The organism is Pseudoxanthomonas broegbernensis (assembly GCF_014202435.1).
GTDB lineage: Bacteria > Pseudomonadota > Gammaproteobacteria > Xanthomonadales > Xanthomonadaceae > Pseudoxanthomonas > Pseudoxanthomonas broegbernensis.
Genome location: NZ_JACHGU010000003.1, coordinates 1 through 16,213 on the forward strand (window position 1 = coordinate 1; position 16,213 = coordinate 16,213).

The 16,213-nt window shown below is 64.3% G+C and carries 12 protein-coding genes; 2 read left to right on the forward strand and 10 right to left on the reverse strand.

The features are described from left to right. On the reverse strand, positions 1–2,468 hold a 2,468-nt coding region (locus HNR76_RS07040), incomplete at its 3' end, for a DUF6531 domain-containing protein (protein WP_183982178.1). A gap of 207 nt (positions 2,469–2,675) precedes the next feature. Beyond that, on the reverse strand, positions 2,676–3,503 hold the full coding sequence (locus HNR76_RS07045) for a glycine zipper 2TM domain-containing protein (protein WP_162309422.1): 828 nt from the start codon (positions 3,501–3,503) through the stop codon (positions 2,676–2,678). 148 nt (positions 3,504–3,651) lie between these two features. Here HNR76_RS07045 and HNR76_RS07050 point away from each other — a divergent pair, with 148 nt between their 5' ends. Together HNR76_RS07050 and HNR76_RS07055 are read left to right on the forward strand one after the other, a co-directional pair. After that, on the forward strand, positions 3,652–3,879 hold the full coding sequence (locus tag HNR76_RS07050; RefSeq protein WP_162309423.1) for a DUF6116 family protein: 228 nt from the start codon (positions 3,652–3,654) through the stop codon (positions 3,877–3,879). Between the two features lie 10 nt (positions 3,880–3,889). After that, the gene (locus HNR76_RS07055) at positions 3,890–4,681 is read left to right on the forward strand and encodes a TatD family hydrolase (protein ID WP_162309424.1); all 792 of its coding nucleotides are present in this window, start codon (positions 3,890–3,892) and stop codon (positions 4,679–4,681) included. A gap of 50 nt (positions 4,682–4,731) precedes the next feature. Here the strand turns inward: HNR76_RS07055 and HNR76_RS07060 are convergent, their stop codons facing one another. The 8 genes from HNR76_RS07060 to HNR76_RS07095 all read right to left on the reverse strand — a co-directional run bounded on the left by HNR76_RS07060 (position 4,732) and on the right by HNR76_RS07095 (position 16,212). Continuing rightward, a complete protein-coding gene (locus HNR76_RS07060; protein WP_162309425.1) occupies positions 4,732–6,234 on the reverse strand; it encodes an ATP-binding protein in 1,503 nt (500 codons plus the stop codon). A 4-nt stretch (positions 6,235–6,238) separates the two neighbouring features. Then, positions 6,239–6,682 (reverse strand): response regulator, encoded by a 444-nt coding sequence (locus HNR76_RS07065; protein ID WP_162309426.1) that lies wholly within the window; start codon positions 6,680–6,682, stop codon positions 6,239–6,241. Then, the gene (locus HNR76_RS07070) at positions 6,679–8,511 is read right to left on the reverse strand and encodes a sensor histidine kinase (RefSeq protein ID WP_162309427.1); all 1,833 of its coding nucleotides are present in this window, start codon (positions 8,509–8,511) and stop codon (positions 6,679–6,681) included. The genes HNR76_RS07065 and HNR76_RS07070 overlap by 4 nt, the downstream gene beginning before the upstream one ends. A gap of 763 nt (positions 8,512–9,274) precedes the next feature. After that, positions 9,275–11,281 (reverse strand): eCIS core domain-containing protein, encoded by a 2,007-nt coding sequence (locus tag HNR76_RS07075; RefSeq protein WP_211373141.1) that lies wholly within the window; start codon positions 11,279–11,281, stop codon positions 9,275–9,277. A gap of 22 nt (positions 11,282–11,303) precedes the next feature. After that, complete coding sequence (locus HNR76_RS07080; protein WP_162309428.1) at positions 11,304–13,169, reverse strand: hypothetical protein; 1,866 nt, start codon at positions 13,167–13,169, stop codon at positions 11,304–11,306. After that, the gene (locus HNR76_RS07085) at positions 13,169–13,435 is read right to left on the reverse strand and encodes a hypothetical protein (RefSeq protein ID WP_162309429.1); all 267 of its coding nucleotides are present in this window, start codon (positions 13,433–13,435) and stop codon (positions 13,169–13,171) included. The genes HNR76_RS07080 and HNR76_RS07085 overlap by 1 nt, the downstream gene beginning before the upstream one ends. A gap of 108 nt (positions 13,436–13,543) precedes the next feature. Next, on the reverse strand, positions 13,544–15,715 hold the full coding sequence (locus HNR76_RS07090; RefSeq protein ID WP_211373142.1) for an ATP-binding protein: 2,172 nt from the start codon (positions 15,713–15,715) through the stop codon (positions 13,544–13,546). Next, entirely contained in the window at positions 15,712–16,212 is a 501-nt protein-coding gene (locus HNR76_RS07095; RefSeq protein WP_162309430.1) for an aspartyl/asparaginyl beta-hydroxylase domain-containing protein, read from the reverse strand. The genes HNR76_RS07090 and HNR76_RS07095 overlap by 4 nt, the downstream gene beginning before the upstream one ends. Position 16,213: the final 1 nt, after the last annotated feature.

Here is a 16,213-nt window from a genome sequence, read left to right on the forward strand (position 1 = left end):
CGTCCCACGGAATCATAGGCGTAGTCGGTGACACCGCCCCCGGAGCGGGTCATCTGGGTCATCAGGCCGCTGGCGGTGTGGGTGAAGGTGGTGGTACCCGTCTCCGGGCTGGTCCGGCTCCACATCTGGCCGAGGCCATCGTAGGCATACGTGGTGACGTTGCCGCGCGGGTCGCTGACCTGGGTCAGGTGATCGGCCGCGTCGTACTCGTATTCCGCCAGTCCTCCAAGAGGGTCCTTGGATTGGGTGATCCGGCCCATGATGTCGTAGGTAAGCTCGGTGACTTTGCCCAAAGAATCGGTAATGGTCTTGATGTTGTCGTACAGGTCATAGGTGTACCTGACGTTTTGGCCGTTGTTGCCCCTGACCGCCATCACCCGGCTGAGCTCGTCGTAGTCGAAGTAGGACCTGCCGGTCAGCCCCTCCGTGGTCCCGAGCGTCGGGACGGTGGACGATGCGCCGATGCGTTCCACGGTGATGTTCGAGGCCAGGTCCCGGGTCAGCAGGCGATAGGGATACAGGCCGGAGCCATTGACCTCGTACTCGACCATCAGCCTGCGCGCGGCATCGTAGATGTACTTTTGCTGCACGCCATCGGGGCGGGTGACGGAATCCAGCAGCCCCGAGGCGGCATACGCATACGTCGTGTCCGCCGCTGAACTTCCATTCGGGAAGGTCCGCACCCGCGTCACGCGACCACGGGCATCGTAGAGATACTCCGTCACCTCGCCGTTGGCGCCGGTCACCCGGCCCGGCTGGCCCAGGCCATTGAAGTCCTGGTAGGTGGTGGTATGCCCCAGGCGATTGCTGACCGACTGCAGCTCGCCCTTTGCGGTGTAGGTATAGGTCAGCTTGTCGACCGGCCCCTCCACGATCATGGTCTTGACCAGGCCGTTGCCGTGCAGGGTGTAGCTGTAGGTGGTGGTCCTGGTCTGGTTGGCAATACCGACACTGCTCAGGTTGCGCTCCGAATACGACGCTATCCGGCCATTGGTCGTATAGGTGTACGCGCGCTCCCACTGGTTCGGGAGCGTCTCCTTGAGCATCCGGTTCTTCGGTGCCGCGTCCCAGGTGTTGGACGTCACCCGTATCAATGGGGAACCGATTCCCTCGGTGGTACTGAGCAACTGGCCATGGCCATTGTGGTTGAGACTGATAATGCCGCCATTGCCGTTGCCGAGCTGTACAGCCCTACCCGATGCATCGAACGATCGGCTCCTTACCGTCGCCGCGCAGTGCGTACTGGCATGCCCCTCCACCTTCACGATTCTTCCCGAGCTAACCGTGTAGGTCGCCTTCTTTCCCAAGGGATTGGTCTCTACGACCTTGGTTACCTCACCATAGTTGTTGAACGTGTAGACATACTCGTACTTGTCGACACCCCCTGCATGCACCCCGCTGAGGACATGCTTCGCACCGTCATAGGTGAACGTCGAGTACCGGATACCGTTGTACGACTTCCCCAGCAGCCGTGTCGATGTCCCATTACCCGTGAGATGATAGGTCACCGTCGTGGAAGGAGACCCCGGGTACGTCAACTGCGTCTGCGTGGACGTCTCCGACAGCAGATACGTGCCTCCCGCAGGATCGATCATCGACGCCAGCCGCCCGGAGGACCAGGTGAACTGCACAATCCGTCCGTTGCCATGAGTCACGCTTTGCAGGTAAGTGCCGGTTACGTCGTACCCGTAGGTCCATTTGATGCCTTGGGGGTTCGCTTCCTCCGTGATGAATCCATTCCCGGAGTACGTCTCGATGGATTCGCCATCGACCCTGAGCGTCCAGCCACTGCTGAAATTTCCATCCAGCTTGTACATTCCATTCGGATCGTTATACCCGGACGATGTATAGACCTCCCTGACGGCACCATCGGGCCGGACCGCAAACGCCAGCTTCAATGTCTTGCCTGAGTGTGGACAGGGACCTTCGCCCGGGGCCGGCAGGCACTGGGAGCCATCCGTGAACTGGAAGATCAGCTTCTTGTCGAAATTGCTGAGGAAATTCTGGCCAAAGATCCCGCGCTGGGCAGATCGACCGTTCCAGGCAAGCCGCGCATAGAGCCCCATCTCTTCGGGAATTTCAAACAGGTACTCCACATCGATCTTGTTGCCGCTCGACAGGACAACCGGGTTTCCTGAGATTTCTTCGCAATTTTCGGCCGCGCCAAACGCGTCGGTAGCCGGAATGTAAGGACGCTGCGTAAACGAGATGGGATACCTGAGCTGGGCCAATTGATCCTGCACGAACGGACGATAGGAAAACGTGCCGTGAATGCTTTCATTGTTGGGGGGCCTGACGCCTCTTACCTCCACGGTTCCCAAGACGGGGCCCGGAGTTGCGTGCGCAGCGGGAAGAGTAGCGACCCGTGTGGACTGCGCAGAGGCATCGCCGGGCACGAACGCTGCGAGCAGCATAGCTGAAGACACTACCAATCCCGTACTGAAGATCCCGGCCCGCATGAGGCTCATTCCTTTGATTGGACGCGGACAAGTCTATCGGCTTGCGATCTTCGGACTCTGGAGAGAATCCCCTGCCTTCTTGTAGGAAATTCCTTACTGGCCGATTCCGGACGGCAAGCACCGCAAGGCCGCCCACGTATGCGGGGTTCGAATAGCGCCCGCAACGCAAAAGGCCGGCGCTGGGCCGGCCTTTTGCGGGACGCAATTGCATGCGGACTACTGGCGGATGGCGGCCTGCGGCACCTCGACCACCGCGGTGGAGGTGACGATCTTGCCGTCGACCACCGGCAGGCGGTCGCTTTCCGGCTTCTCGTCCAGGCGCAAGGTGCCGTCCTGGTCATTGTAGCGGTAGGTCACCTGGTAGCCGACCACCTTGTCGGCGTTGCCCATCGCCACCCGGGTGCCGGGCTTGGAGGCCATGCGCATGGTGCCGGTGGTACCGTCGGCGTTGCGATAGGTAACGTTGTAGCCGGTCACCCGGGTCGATTCGGACACGGCGTTCTCGGTATGGCACTGGCGCTCGGTACGGGTGACCACCTTGCCGCCGACGTGGCGCTTGTCCACCTGGTTGCCGATCACGCCGCCGGCCACGGCACCGGCCGCGGTGGCGGCCTTCTTGCCGCTGCCGCCGCCAACCTGGTTGCCCAGCAGGCCGCCGATGACCGCGCCGGCCACGGTGCCGCCGACGTTGCCGTCCTTCTCGGGCAGGCGTTCCTGCACCACCACGTCCTCGCACACCTCGTGCGGCACGCTGGTCTGGGTGGTTTCGCGCACCGGCTCGGTGCCGATCACGGTGGCGTAGACCTTCTCCTTCTCGGTGACCGGCTCGACCTTGAGCACGTCGGCGTACTGCAGGCCCGCGGTTTCCAGCACGTCGTCGACGCTGGCGTCGCCGGCCGTATCCGGCCCGGCCTGCGCCGCCTCGGCGGATAGGGGGGCGGTCGCCTCGGGCTGGCGCTCGCGGCCGTTCATGAAGGCGGCGGTGGCGATGCCGCCGACCAGCAGGGCACCGGCCGCGATCAACACGGTGGAAGCTTGCTTCATGGTCGCACTCCTGGCGGGGTGGCCCCGCGTGTTCGTTGGCCGCATTGCATCACGGCCAAGCTGAACCGCACCCGGAACGATCCGCGCCTCGGCCGCGCGCGCGGCGTGCTAGCTTTCCTGCACGCACCCGGGAGGCCACGACCGCGCCATGACCAATCCGCTGATCCTGCCTTTCATGGAATGGGCACGCCGCCTGCGCTTCCCTACCCTGTTCAAGCTGACCGCCGCGGCCTTCGCGGTCAGCGTGCTGTGGCCGTTCGATCCGATCCCCTTCATCGACGAGATCGTGCTCGGCCTGGGTACGCTGCTGCTGGCCAACTGGAAGCAGCGCAAGCCCCCGCCGCTGCCCGGCCAGGGACGCGAACCGCCTCGCTAGCGCCGCCGCCATGGACCTGGTCGACAGCCACTGCCATCTGGACGCGGAGGAGTTCGACCCCGACCGCGCCCAGGTCGTGCAGCGCGCCCGCGCGGCCGGCGTGCTCAGGCAGGTGGTGCCGGCGGTGGACGCGGCCGGCTGGCCGAAGCTGCGCGAGGTCTGCGCCGCCGCGCCGGGGCTGTATCCGGCCTACGGGCTGCATCCGGTGTTCCTGGCCCGGCACCGTCCCTCGCACCTGCGCGAACTGCACGCGTGGGTCGAACGCGAGCGGCCGCTGGCGATCGGCGAGTGCGGGCTGGACTTCTTCGCCCAGGACCTGGACCGGGATGCGCAGACCGGGTATTTCGAGGGCCAGTTGCGGCTGGCGCTGGACACCGGCCTGCCGCTGATCGTGCATGCGCGCCGGGCGGTGGATGCGGTGATCGCCTCGATCCGCCGCATCGGCGGTGACGGGCACGGTGGAGCGCGCCTGCGCGGGGTGGTCCACAGCTTCTCCGGCAGCGAGGAGCAGGCCCGGCAGTTGTGGAAGCTCGGCTTCCTCATCGGCCTGGGTGGCCCGCTCACCTATGCGCGGGCGCAACGCCTGCATCGCCTGGTCGCCGGCATGCCGCTGGACTGCCTGCTGCTGGAAACCGACGCACCCGACCAGCCGGACGCCGGCATCCGTGGCCAGCGCAACGAGCCGGCGCGGCTGCGCGCGGTGCTCGATGCGGTGGCCGCGCTGCGCGGCCAGGCGGCGGACGAGATCGCCGCCGCCACCGGCGCCAACGCCGAACGCCTGTTCGCGCTGCCGCCGCCGTAGTCGCGCGGCAGGCGGGGCACGCGCGAAAGGGCGCGCCCGCCTGGCGCGCCCTAGCCCTGGGTCGCGATGGCCTCGGCCACCGCCGCGAACAAGCGATGCATGTCCAGCGGATGCTGCAGGCAGCGCACCGGCAGGGAGGCCGGCACCTGGGAGGGATCGAACGGCGCGGCCCGGTCCTCGATCACGATCGCCGGGCCGGTGTAGCCCGACTCGTGCATGGTGGACAGCAACGCCGCCGCCGGGAACAGCGCGATGCCGTTGTCCAGTACCACCGCATCGGGCGCCCCGGACTCGGCCCAGCGCCGCAGGGCGGCGGCGCCGTCGCCGACCGGGTCGGGCCGGTAACCCTGGCTGGCCAGGGCATTGCCGACCAGCGACAGGCGCGCCGCCTCGCGGAACACCAGCAGGATGCGTTCGCCATGCCCGGCCACCGCAACGGGACGCACCTCGACCGCCTCCTCGCCGGGCAGCGGCAGCCACAACACGATGCGCGTGCCCTGCCCGGGGCGGCTGGAGACCTCCACCTGCCCACCCATCGCGTTGACGATCCGCTTGCACGACACCAGCCCCAGGCCGGTGCCGTTGGGCTTGGTGGTGAAGAACGGGGTGAACAGTTGCTCCAGCGTCTGCCTGTCCATGCCGGCGCCCGTGTCCGACACGGACAGGCAGACCCGCCCGTCCACGCTTTCGGCGGTCAGCTCCAGCAGGCCGCCGGACGGCATCGCCTGGATGGCATTGAGCGACAGGTTGAGCAGGCACTGCTGCAGCTCGGTGTAGTTGCCGTCCAGCGCCAGCGCCGGGTCGGCCAGGCGGACCTTCAGCCGCACCCGCGGCGGCATGCTGCCCTTGAGCAGCAGTTGCACGGCATGGAACAGGTCGGCCACGCGGCAGCGTTCGCTGGCGCGCCGCGAACCGCGCACGAACGACAGCATCGACTCGGCCATTTCGTGGCCGCGGCGTCCGCACTCGGCGACCACCGTGGCCAGTTGCCGCAGCCGCGGGTCGTCGCTGCGCTGGGCGATGAGGTCCGGGACGATCAGCAACGGCTGCAGGATGTTGCGCAGGTCGTGGCTGAGCCCCGCGGCCAGCAGCGAAAGGCTCTCCAGGCGCTGGCTGCGCATCAGCTCCTGTTCCACCCGTTGGCGTTCGGCATCCGTGCGCGCCTCGCGCAGGGCGCGCTCCACCGCCATCGGCAGGCGCGCGCTGCTGTGCTTGAGGATGTAGTCGCTGGCGCCCTCGTGCAGGGCCGCCACCGCCACGTCCTCGCCGATGGTCCCGGATACGAAGATGAAGGGCAGCGCCTGCGAATGGGCGCGCACGATGGACAGGGCCTCGTGCCCGGAGAACCCCGGCATGCTCAGGTCGGACAGGACGATGTCCGGGCCGAACGACTCCAGCGCCTCGCGCAGGCCGGGCGCGTCCTCCACGCGCACGAACTCCGCCCGCAGGTGCGCATCCTCCAGTTGCGCCTGGATCAGCTCGGCGTCCTCGGCCGAGTCCTCGACGAACAGGACCCGGACCGGGGCGTCGCGGCCGATCGCGCTCAGCGGCACGGCTTCAGCCCTCGCCGTCGACCGTGGTGTTGATCACCGCCCAGAACTTGCCCAGGGTCTTCACCGCGGCGAAGAACTGGTCCACGTCCACCGGCTTGACCACGTAGGCGTTCACGCCCAGGTCCCAGCTCCGGGCCAGGTCGCTTTCCTCGCGCGAGGAGGACAGGATCACCACCGGCAGGCGCCGCAGGTTCTCGTTGGCGCGGATGCGGCGCAGCACCTCGAGGCCGTCCATGCGCGGCATCTTGATGTCCAGCAGCAGCACCGCCGGCTCCTCGTCGGTGCGGTTGGCGAAGCGGCCCTTCCGCTCCAGGTACTCGATCGCCTCCACCCCGTCCTCCACATGGACGATGGGGTTGGCCAGGTTGGCCTCGCGCAGCGCGTCGATGGCCATCTCGGCATCGGCGGGACTGTCTTCGGCCAGCAGGATGGTGCGGATCGCGCTCATGCGGTCATGCTCCTTCGGGTAATGGCGGAATCCTGCGCCGGCGGCAGGACGAAATGGAAGGTGGCGCCGCGCCCGGGCTCGGCATCGGCCCAGATGCGGCCGCCGTGGCGGCCCAGCACGCGGCGCACGCTGGCCAGGCCAATGCCGGTGCCGGGGTACTCGCTGGCCTTGTGCAAGCGCTGGAACACGCCGAACAGCTTGTCGGCATAGTCCATGTCGAAGCCCACGCCGTTGTCGCAGACGCTGAAATGGTGGCTGCCGTCGGCCATGGTCTGGTGGGCGACCTCGATCACCGCCGGTTCGCGCTGGAACGAATACTTCACCGCGTTGCCGAGCAGGTTGAGCCAGAGCTGGCGCATCATGTTCTCGTCGGCGATGACGATGGGCAGGGGCGCGATATTCCACTCGATGCGATGCTCGGCCGTCCCGGCGTCGGCGGCGTCGCTGGCGAGGTTGGCGTCCAGCACCGCGCGCGTCTCCTCGGCCAGCGATTGCATGTCCACCGCCTGCAGCTTGAGCGCGCTGCGGCCCAGGCGCGAGTACACCAGCAGGTCGTCGATCAGGGTGGACATCCGTCGCGCGGAGCCGCCGATCACCTCCAGATAGTGCCGTCCCTTGGCGTCGATGCCCTCCCCCAGGTGCCGCGACAATTTGTCGGCGAATCCTGCCACATGGCGCAGGGGCGCGCGCAGGTCGTGCGATACCGAATAGCTGAACGCTTCAAGTTCCCGGTTGACCTCGGACACCTGCTCGATCTTGCCCTCGAGCTGGCGGTTGAGGTCGCCGATGCGCTGCTGGGCCGCCTTCTGCGCGCTGATGTCGCTGACGGTCATGAGCACCACGTCGTCGTCGCGGTCGGGCAGTTGCATGCGCCGGGCATTGACCAGCATCGTCCGGGTCTGCCCGTCGATGGTGCGCTGGACGTGCTCGTAGTCCCACAGCTCGCGGTCGCGGGTGAGCACGTCGGACAGGCGCTGGCGGACCACCGGGTCGCTCCAGGCGCCCTGGCCGACGTCCTCCAGCCGCTCCTGGCGCTCGTCCCCGCCCTCCTCCTCGGCATACAGTTCGGAGAAGGCGGCGTTGTGCATCAGCAGGCGCATGCCCCCGTCCAGCAGCACGATCGGCTCGCGCACGGTCTGCAGCACCGCCAGCGCGCGTGCGCTGGCGCGGCGCAGTTCCAGCTCGGAGGCCGACTGCCGCCGCTCCACCCGGTGCAGCAGCCAGATCACGCCGCCCATCAGCAGCAGTTGCAGCAGCATCGCGCCCAGGCTCACCCAGCGCACCCGCAGCCGCTGGGTCTCGGCGTAGCCGGCGCGCTCGGCCATCAGCTCGCGCTCGTTGCGCGCGAATTCCTCGAACAGGTCGTTCACCCGGTAGCGGCCGTGGACCTCATCCACCAGGTCGGCGCGCCGGTCGCCCGACACGCCCATCGAGAACAGGCGGGCGATCTCCGCGCGCCGCTCCACGGTGTTCTGCAGGCGCCCGATCAGCACCTGCTGCTCGGGGTTGTCCCGGGTCATCGCCGCCAGTTGCCGCAGGATCGGGTCCACCGCCGCGACCGCCGCCTCCAGGCGCCGCTTCAGCTCGTCGTCGCCGTGGCCGCCGCCGATGGCCAGGCCCAGCGAGTCGATCTCGCGGATGGCGGCCTGCAGGCGCTGCGCGCTGGCCTCCACCTGCAGGGTATGGGTGACCCAGGTATCGGCCTGGCGGCTGTAGGCCGTCCACTGCCTGACCAGCAGGTACGGCACCAGCAGGATCAGCACCATCACCGAGAACAGGATCGGCAGGCGCCAACGGACGAAGGAACGTTCCAGCACGTTGGCCTGCATGGGAGTCGACCTCCTTGGCTGCGGGAGACGGGCCGTGCGCCGCGCGCGGCACCGGCCGGGCGATGATGCAGGCAAAGTCCCGCGCTGTTAAGCCTGCCGCCGGCCGCCGGTCTTGGAGGAAAACCTGGTGGTGATGCAGGGATCGAACCTGCGACCCTTGCCGGACGAAACCAGCCCACCCTTCTCAGCCCCTTGAAACAACACACGATCCCGGGCCGGCACCATTTCCCAACCCATTGTTCTGTAATAATTTTGTGAAATATTCCACGCCTGATCAGGACTTGCAAGGACCCAGCCGAATCTGAAGCTCGGCGGTGTGTTTTTAGTGTGCCCGGGGCCCACGGGTCGGCGAACGGCTCATGCCTGTCCCGCATCCGTGCCGAAGTCTCCTCGTGGTGGCAGCCACCCCAGGAGGACGGCAACAACCGGTAACGGGGGTCTGCCTTCATGACCTTTCAGGCCGCCTCATACGGGGCCATCAGAAGCCGCACCGCCCACCCCTCTCCACTCTGGCGTACCCGCCGATCGAACTTCGGCGGATAAGGGCTCAGCCCGATCCGCCACCACATCCGGGGTATCGATCGTCCCACCACTTCACCGTGGTCGGCCGATAGCCGGGCGGAGGGCGGATCCGATCAACTGGCCCATGCTGATCGGCAGCCATAGGAAAGGACGGCTGCCGCCAAAAAAAGACGGCCGAAACCGGCCTTTCGCTTTTCGTATGAACCCTGCATACCTCGGCCTGATCGAACCATGGAAACCTTCATGGATTGAACGCCTGCAATTCCCGCAGCACACCGCTGAGTCGAATCGCGATCCGCGAATTTTCATAAGCGCTCGTACCACCTTGCTGATATACGTTCACGTTGTCGGGAATCTTCGCCAGGATGGTGTAGAGGTCGCGCGCCTTCGTGCTGCGCAACAGGCTCCATCCGGTCTTGTCCCTGATCTCGTTCTTGATCTGCAGCAGCTTGTCCACATCTGTCAAGGCTCCCCCCAAGAAGCCGCGGATGGCCACAATCGATTCGGGGGCCTTGCTGCCCTTGTTGAATTTGGCTCTGCCGTTCCAGTTGGCCGAGTTGACGACCGCGGTCAACCTGGGCATGAGCCGCGGCAAGGGGTCGATGGCCGTGCGCATATCGGCATATCGCGTCAATGGGTTGTACGCGCCGCCGAAATGCGGCAGGAAATCCATGATTTCGTGCATGGTGTGGTAAGGCAAGGAACGATGGTCGTAATCCTTACGCCAAAACGACATGATCGAATACGCCACGGCGGTGATCTCGGGCACGGTGGCACCAGCCTGTTCGGCCAGGCGCATCATGCGTGCCGCGGTGTAGGAGTGCCTAGCCCACATGGGAATCTGGTGCGTGCGGGCATAGATATAGCTGGCGTGTTGCTCTTCATTGGCCGGCCTGAAAAATTTCCCGGTGGCCAGTTCACGCGCCAGCGGATCGCGGTGAATAATCGTGCTATCGGGACGAGCGTAGCCAGCCCTTCCACCAATGTTCGTACTCTCGAAAGTAGTAAAATCTGCGCGGCCTCCCGCGTTGCTTTCGTCGAGCAAGCCTTGACCCTGCGTACCAGTGCCAGCCATGAAATATCTCATCACGTCGTGCAGCGTTGCGATTTTTTCGCGCATGGAATAGTTTCCCGGATTCTGCAGTACCGGGTAGAAACTCGGCGGTATCGGCCGCCTATCCGCAGCACGGATATGATTGAACCAGTTCGCATAATCGGCCCAACGCGTTCCCGCTGGCGTGACCGTATTCAGTTCAGCGGAGATGCCCGCGCTGGCAGCTTGCGTACCGATCCACGTCACTATCCTGCCCAACACACTGTTGAGGCGCTCTTCGATGATCGGGCTCGCATAGGTCATGTGCGCCAGGCGCTTCTCCTCACGTCGCCCTTCTTTCGACGACACCCAGCCGTAGATCGCCATGGCAAGATCACGATAATTGGTATACGCGCGCGCTTGCTGCTTGCGGCCAAAAACGGTGTTTCGACTGGCACCGCCCATTTCACCTTGGTTGTCTTCTATCCACTTCTTTACCTGTCGTGATACCAGGCCGCCGGTATCGGCAACCAGGAAGTTATAGGCGGTGTTCTCCAGCGTTCCCAATGCAAAACTCGCTGGCGAAACCGCGGCCTCCATCTGGCCCAGAACAGCGGCGGTTTCGACATCGATATTGGCGCCGTTGGTTTTGACCTCGTCGGTGAAATCGGTGCCATTGACGATGAGGTAGCGTTGAACGACCCTCCCTTCCTGATGGCCGCGGCCAAGCGCTCGCGGGGCGCTATCGTCGGCCTTGAATTGCATGGCGCGCGCGCCCATCGCATCTGCCTCGCGCTCCAATGCTGGATCGTCGTTGATCGCCACACCCTGGGCACTCCAGGTCGGCCTAACGCGTCCCATGTGCTGCTGCACCACGTGCCAGGCTTCGTGCGGCAGGTGCTTTTCCTGGCCACGGGCCAGATGAATGTCCGAGCCTTGCGCGTAGGCAAGCGCGTTCAATCGCGCAGGCAATGGCGACGTGTAATGCACGCGCACGCCGCTCATATCCAAGCCCGAGAGCGACTCGATGCCGGTGCGCAAACCATCGGGAAGTGCCTGCCCTCTTCCCGAGGCGTGCTGCACCATGCCCGGCGAATAATGTAAGCCAGGCGGAGTGCTGGCGGCATGCGCGGCCCAGCGCTGCAATGCAGGTGCTGCTGTCGTATGGACGTCGGCAGCCCTTGTGGCAGTTTGCTGATGAACGCTGCGTATCACACGATGCTCCTCGAAAGCGATGTCAGTGCATTGACAATGCCGCCAAACGGGCGATCAGATTCTCCTTGATATCGGTATTGGCGCGGATCACCCCCATGACCAACCGGATCTCGTAAGGATGAGCGAGTATCACGGCAATCTCATCGGTCATCTTTTGGATCGACTCCGGGCTGCTCTTGGACAACGCAATGGCAGCCCGGCCGAATGCGGTGCCTGTCAGGCCAAGTCTGTTCAAGGCGTTTGCAATCTGGAATTGGAGCGCGGTCTCAACACTAGCATTGAACGCCAACGTCTCGTAAATCGGGAAATGACTGTTCTCCACAGCCTCCGATAGAGAGTAGTTGCCTGTCGTCAGGGTGAGCGGCATGGCACGTGCCTGCAAAGCCGCCATCACAGGCGCCGGCACGCCATCGGCAATCACCACAGCGCATCGGCCTCCCTCTCCCGTCAGGGCTCTCACACCGGGCTCGGCGTGGTGATCCGACTTACTACGAATGTAGGTAGTGCTTTGCGCCCCCTTCACCGGAGTTTCCTCGGGAGGGCGTAGCTCGCCGTAGATTCCTACCACGATGGCGAACGGAGCCCGCTGCGGGGCGACGGCGCTGACAGCCGTGACCCAGCCTGCAACGGAAGTGCGCTGATTGGCGTATCCGATATAGATCTCGGCATCCGGGTATTTCGCGATCAGCTCAAGCAGTACTGCTGATGCCATGTTTTCGGCGGCGTAGTCATGGAGCACTCGATCCAGCGACCCGATCGAGCGCGTATCGCTGGCGTTGTAGAATGCACCCATTTCGCCATGCCCCATTCCCATGAAGCCATGGTGGATGCGGTCAGCGTGGTAAATGACGTTATTCTTGTCGCCGGGATTCGACACGGCCTGCCCGCCCCTGTAACCCAACGTGCCGTACTCGTACAGGCGCAGGTTGTGGATGCTGCGCTTGTCTTCGGTGAATCCTTCCATGGTGTCGAACACCGTGGAGACGGCTAAGGCGGACATCTCCGACCCAATCGGCGGAAGTACTGGATCGGATAGCGGCCCCTCGATGATGAAGTCGCCCGGACGCGCCAACTCCTTCATTCGCTGGGGCGTAATGAACGCGAGACTGCCGCTGAAGGATGTACCTCCGCCATGGGTTTCCTTGGCATATTTCACGCCAAAAGCGCTTAAACCTAGGCGATTTAGCATGGTGACGGTGCGGACTACGAATGCCGTGTCGCCCTGCCCCATCGCACTCTTGCCCATCACGTAGTAGATGGCTTTGGGGTTGAGCTTGAGCGTCGCCAGATTTCGCTCGAAATTGGTTAGGGCGTTCAGATTTAGGTTCAGATCTTCGGCCTTTTCCATCGCCTTGGACTTCGCGTTGTCCGGCATGTATCTCGACAGCTTCGACGGCGGCCGGTCTATACCTCGCGTCAGCGCCGCGCGATCGAACGCTGCTTGCTGTTTGGCGGAATTCATCATCTCGCAGAGGCTGGTTACCATGGCTTCCAGGCTGCCTATACTCTCCTCGTCCTGTACTTCCCCGCTATCGTGGATGGCCCAGTACGCGTCTTCTGCCCTGGCGTACAGTTCGAAGAACTCCCTCTGCAGGCGTGGTGGGATCGACGAACTGTAGCTGAGCACGTCATCGAAGTGATCCAACACTTCGTAGATGGCCTCGAGCTTGTCCCATTCCTCGTCTCTCACTGCCCTGATCCGCTGCACCACGGCGTCGGTTGCCGCGGCATGGCGGCGGGGACCGCTGGAGTAGTGCAAGCTCCCCACAGAAACCAATTCACCTTGCGCGCGCTTCTGGAAGACCGGCGTGGCCGGAACGGACAGGTCCGATGGGTAAGATCGCGTGGCCGTCGTTCGCGGCGATGCTTCTAGCGTTGCATGCTTCATCAGAAGGTATCTTCGTAGAGGCGGCGTCTGATGCGCGGCAGCATCTGCGCGTCGTAATCGCTGGCAGGAGCCTCGTCGCCGATCACCTCGTCTACGTCGTCGGGCGATAGTACTTGGCTGTCGAAGACGATCTTTAGGTCGCCGATGGACTTCGCACCCCGCATCGCCTTTAGGATCAGGCGATGCGCAACCGCGTGCGGACCCCACAGCTCACGACTCAACTTGTCGTGGGTCCCGGCATTGGTAAAGGTGTACAGCGTAGGCATGTGGAAGTTCCGGCGCTTCAACCCTGTTGCTTGAATTTTTTGTCGCAGGCGGCCGCCGGGGTCTTGGCGGCGAGGGTCTTGCAAGGATCGAAACGGCCGCGCGAGCATTCATTCGGTCTCAGTCAAGACGAAGTCGGCGGGCGCAAACACCTTGCCCAGTTTGTCGTACTCGCGCTCCAATGCGCGCATCACGTCTTCCATACCTACCGCCCGCTGGCCGGCCGCCGCGTAGAAGGCCGCGCGCAGGGCGATGTTGTTGATGTTGCCGCCGCTGAGGGCCGCCTTCGCAGCCAGCAGCTCGAAATCCAGATCGGCGGCCAACGGCGCATCGGGCGGAAAGGCTTTGTGCCACAGTTGGCGGCGCTGGGCAGCGCCCGGGAACGGATACTCGATCATGAACTTGAAGCGCCTCGTGAAGGCCTGGTCCAGGTTCTTGAGCATGTTGGTGGAGAGGATGACGATGCCCGGATAGGTCTCGATCCGTTGCAGCAAATATCCGGTCTGGATATTGGCGTAGCGGTCGTGTGCATCGTGGGTTTCTGTGCGCTTGGAGAACAGGCTTTCGGCCTCGTCGAAGTACAGCACCACGTTCATCGACTCAGCCTGGTCGAACAACTGCGCCAAGTGCTTCTCGGTCTCGCCGATGTACTTGCTCATCACGCCGGCCAGATCCACCCGATACAGGCCAAGATTGAGCTCATTGGCGACGATCGAGGCCGCCATGGTCTTGCCGGTGCCGGACGGCCCGTAGAACAGCACGCATAGATTCCGGCTGTTCGGGTTATGGCGATCGAATCCCCAGTCCTCGATCACTCGGTGCCGGTGCGTGGCATATTGCAGCACCTCTTCCAGCCAGCCTCGCGTGGGTTCTGGCAGCACGATGTCATCCAGGCGGTAGCGTGTCTTGACCTCTTCGGCCACGCTGAACTGCTCGGTCACGCTGGCATCGCGACAGGCATCGATCAGCAATGTTTCAGGTGCGCTGTCGCCGCCATCGAGCACGCGACGGCTGGCTGCTTCTTTCAACACCGAGTCGATCTGCGACTGGGTGAACAGGTAGCTGTTCACCAGTTTTCCGAGCAGGGCCTCCGATACATCGATCGCCTGCTGCTTTGCACCGACCTGCCAAAGGCTTCGGCGCAGAGCAGCGTCCGGCATCGGCACCTGGATCGTCAACGGCGTCATCCGGTGCCGCGTGAACCGGTGCGCATGCTCGCTCAGCACGCGCGCCGGCCCATTGATGGCAACCACATACCGTTGACTCTCCATGAGCGTATCCAATGTCGCCGAGAACAGCGCTTGTGTCTCATCATCTACCGCGTTTCCACTCATGCGATGACAATCGACCAGCACCAGCACTCGATTGCAAAGCAACGCGTCCCGGCACAACTGACGCAAACGATCCAGCATCGCCGCGCGCCCTTCCCCTGCCGCCCTTCCCGTCAGCAGACCGCAGTCCAGGCGCGCACAACCCATGCGAAGGGGGGTGAAGATCGCCGCGCACAGCCGTTCCAGCATGCGCGCGTCGGGCCCTTGCAGCTGCAACAGGAAGGCAGCGTCTTGAGGGGCACCGGCACCGCACCGTTGCACGAAGCGCTCGGCGAGCTGACGCGACGAGTCGTCGACCTGCAGTGTCTCCAGCATATCGGCGGCCGGCAATTCCGGAAGTGCTTCATAAAGCCGAAGTTGTGGGACGGCGCGCCCGGACAGGTACGCTGCCAGCGTCGCATCGATGTGAAACGCGCCCCGCAGCCGGAGCACGTCGCATTGAGGGCCGATCTCAAGCAAGCGCCAATGCCGCAGCGCACCATCCGCCAAGAATGACGCCTGCAACGCGAACGGGACACCCAACAGATGGGCCACGACCGAGAGCGGGAGATCCGGTTCCGCCACTGCTTCGCCATCGGAGAGTTCGGCCAGTATGCCGCGATACTCGGGGTCGATGTCCGGGAGCAGCGCTATCAATACCACCTGCTGCTCCAGCGGCGTTAGCTGGAAGAGCTGTGCCAGGTGAATCCAGGGGATGAAGCAATCGTGCGCCAGCGTGGCCTGCATGCGATCGTCGAGTTGTCGCCAGTTCGTTTGCAGCACGACGTCGAGCTCGCGTGCGTGCTGCTCGCGCAAGCTGACTTGACGGGCCGCCGTTGACCCAGGCGTCTTGGACATGGATACCGCCTGCCGCCGCGAGAGCGCCCGATCGATCAGCAGATCGGCATAGTGACACAACGCTTCGAGAAAGGCCGCGTTGTCGGCAAAGGGCGGAATAGCATAGTTCATCATGCTGCGCTCTCCAGTGCGGTGCGCGAGAGGTCCAGCAGCAGCACCAGGCGATCGTGCGCACCGTTGTTCCAGGCCTCGTGCTCCACTGTGTCATCGAACAACAGACAGCGCCCTTCCTGCCACGTCCTTCGTTCGAACCCCACGCGCAGACCGCAATCGCCCTTCACGTACAGTGCCAGGTGCAGGCGCAATACCGCGCGCGTGTAACCGACATGCGGCAGGATGCGCGCGCCCGGCGCCATGCGTGAAAATCCCGCATTGACGACGCCATGCAGCCCACCCAGCAAGGTGGCCGAGCGCGGGCAGAACACGCAGTTCTCCCTCAACGTGCACCCATTGGCGTACAGGCCGTAAACGTCCCAGCCCTGGTTGTAGATAGATTGTTCCGGCCAGGCGGTGAATTCGCCGCGGGGCAAGGCCAGGCATTCGTCGCGTATCGACTGCCAATGCGCTTCCAATACCGCGGCGGCTATCACGTTGCCGGTCGGAAAGAACATG

Excerpts from the sequence above, each read along its gene's own strand:
- HNR76_RS07045 (WP_162309422.1), bottom strand. The coding sequence starts at position 3,503 with ATGAAGCAAGCTTCCACCGTGTTGATCGCGGCCGGTGCCCTGCTGGTC.
- HNR76_RS07050 (WP_162309423.1), top strand. The coding sequence starts at position 3,652 with ATGACCAATCCGCTGATCCTGCCTTTCATGGAATGGGCACGCCGCCTG.
- HNR76_RS07055 (WP_162309424.1), top strand. The coding sequence starts at position 3,890 with ATGGACCTGGTCGACAGCCACTGCCATCTGGACGCGGAGGAGTTCGAC.
- HNR76_RS07065 (WP_162309426.1), bottom strand. The coding sequence starts at position 6,682 with ATGAGCGCGATCCGCACCATCCTGCTGGCCGAAGACAGTCCCGCCGAT.
- HNR76_RS07070 (WP_162309427.1), bottom strand. The coding sequence starts at position 8,511 with ATGCAGGCCAACGTGCTGGAACGTTCCTTCGTCCGTTGGCGCCTGCCG.
- HNR76_RS07080 (WP_162309428.1), bottom strand. The coding sequence starts at position 13,169 with ATGAAGCATGCAACGCTAGAAGCATCGCCGCGAACGACGGCCACGCGA.
- HNR76_RS07085 (WP_162309429.1), bottom strand. The coding sequence starts at position 13,435 with ATGCCTACGCTGTACACCTTTACCAATGCCGGGACCCACGACAAGTTG.
- HNR76_RS07090 (WP_211373142.1), bottom strand. The coding sequence starts at position 15,715 with ATGATGAACTATGCTATTCCGCCCTTTGCCGACAACGCGGCCTTTCTC.
- HNR76_RS07095 (WP_162309430.1), bottom strand. The coding sequence starts at position 16,212 with ATGTTCTTTCCGACCGGCAACGTGATAGCCGCCGCGGTATTGGAAGCG.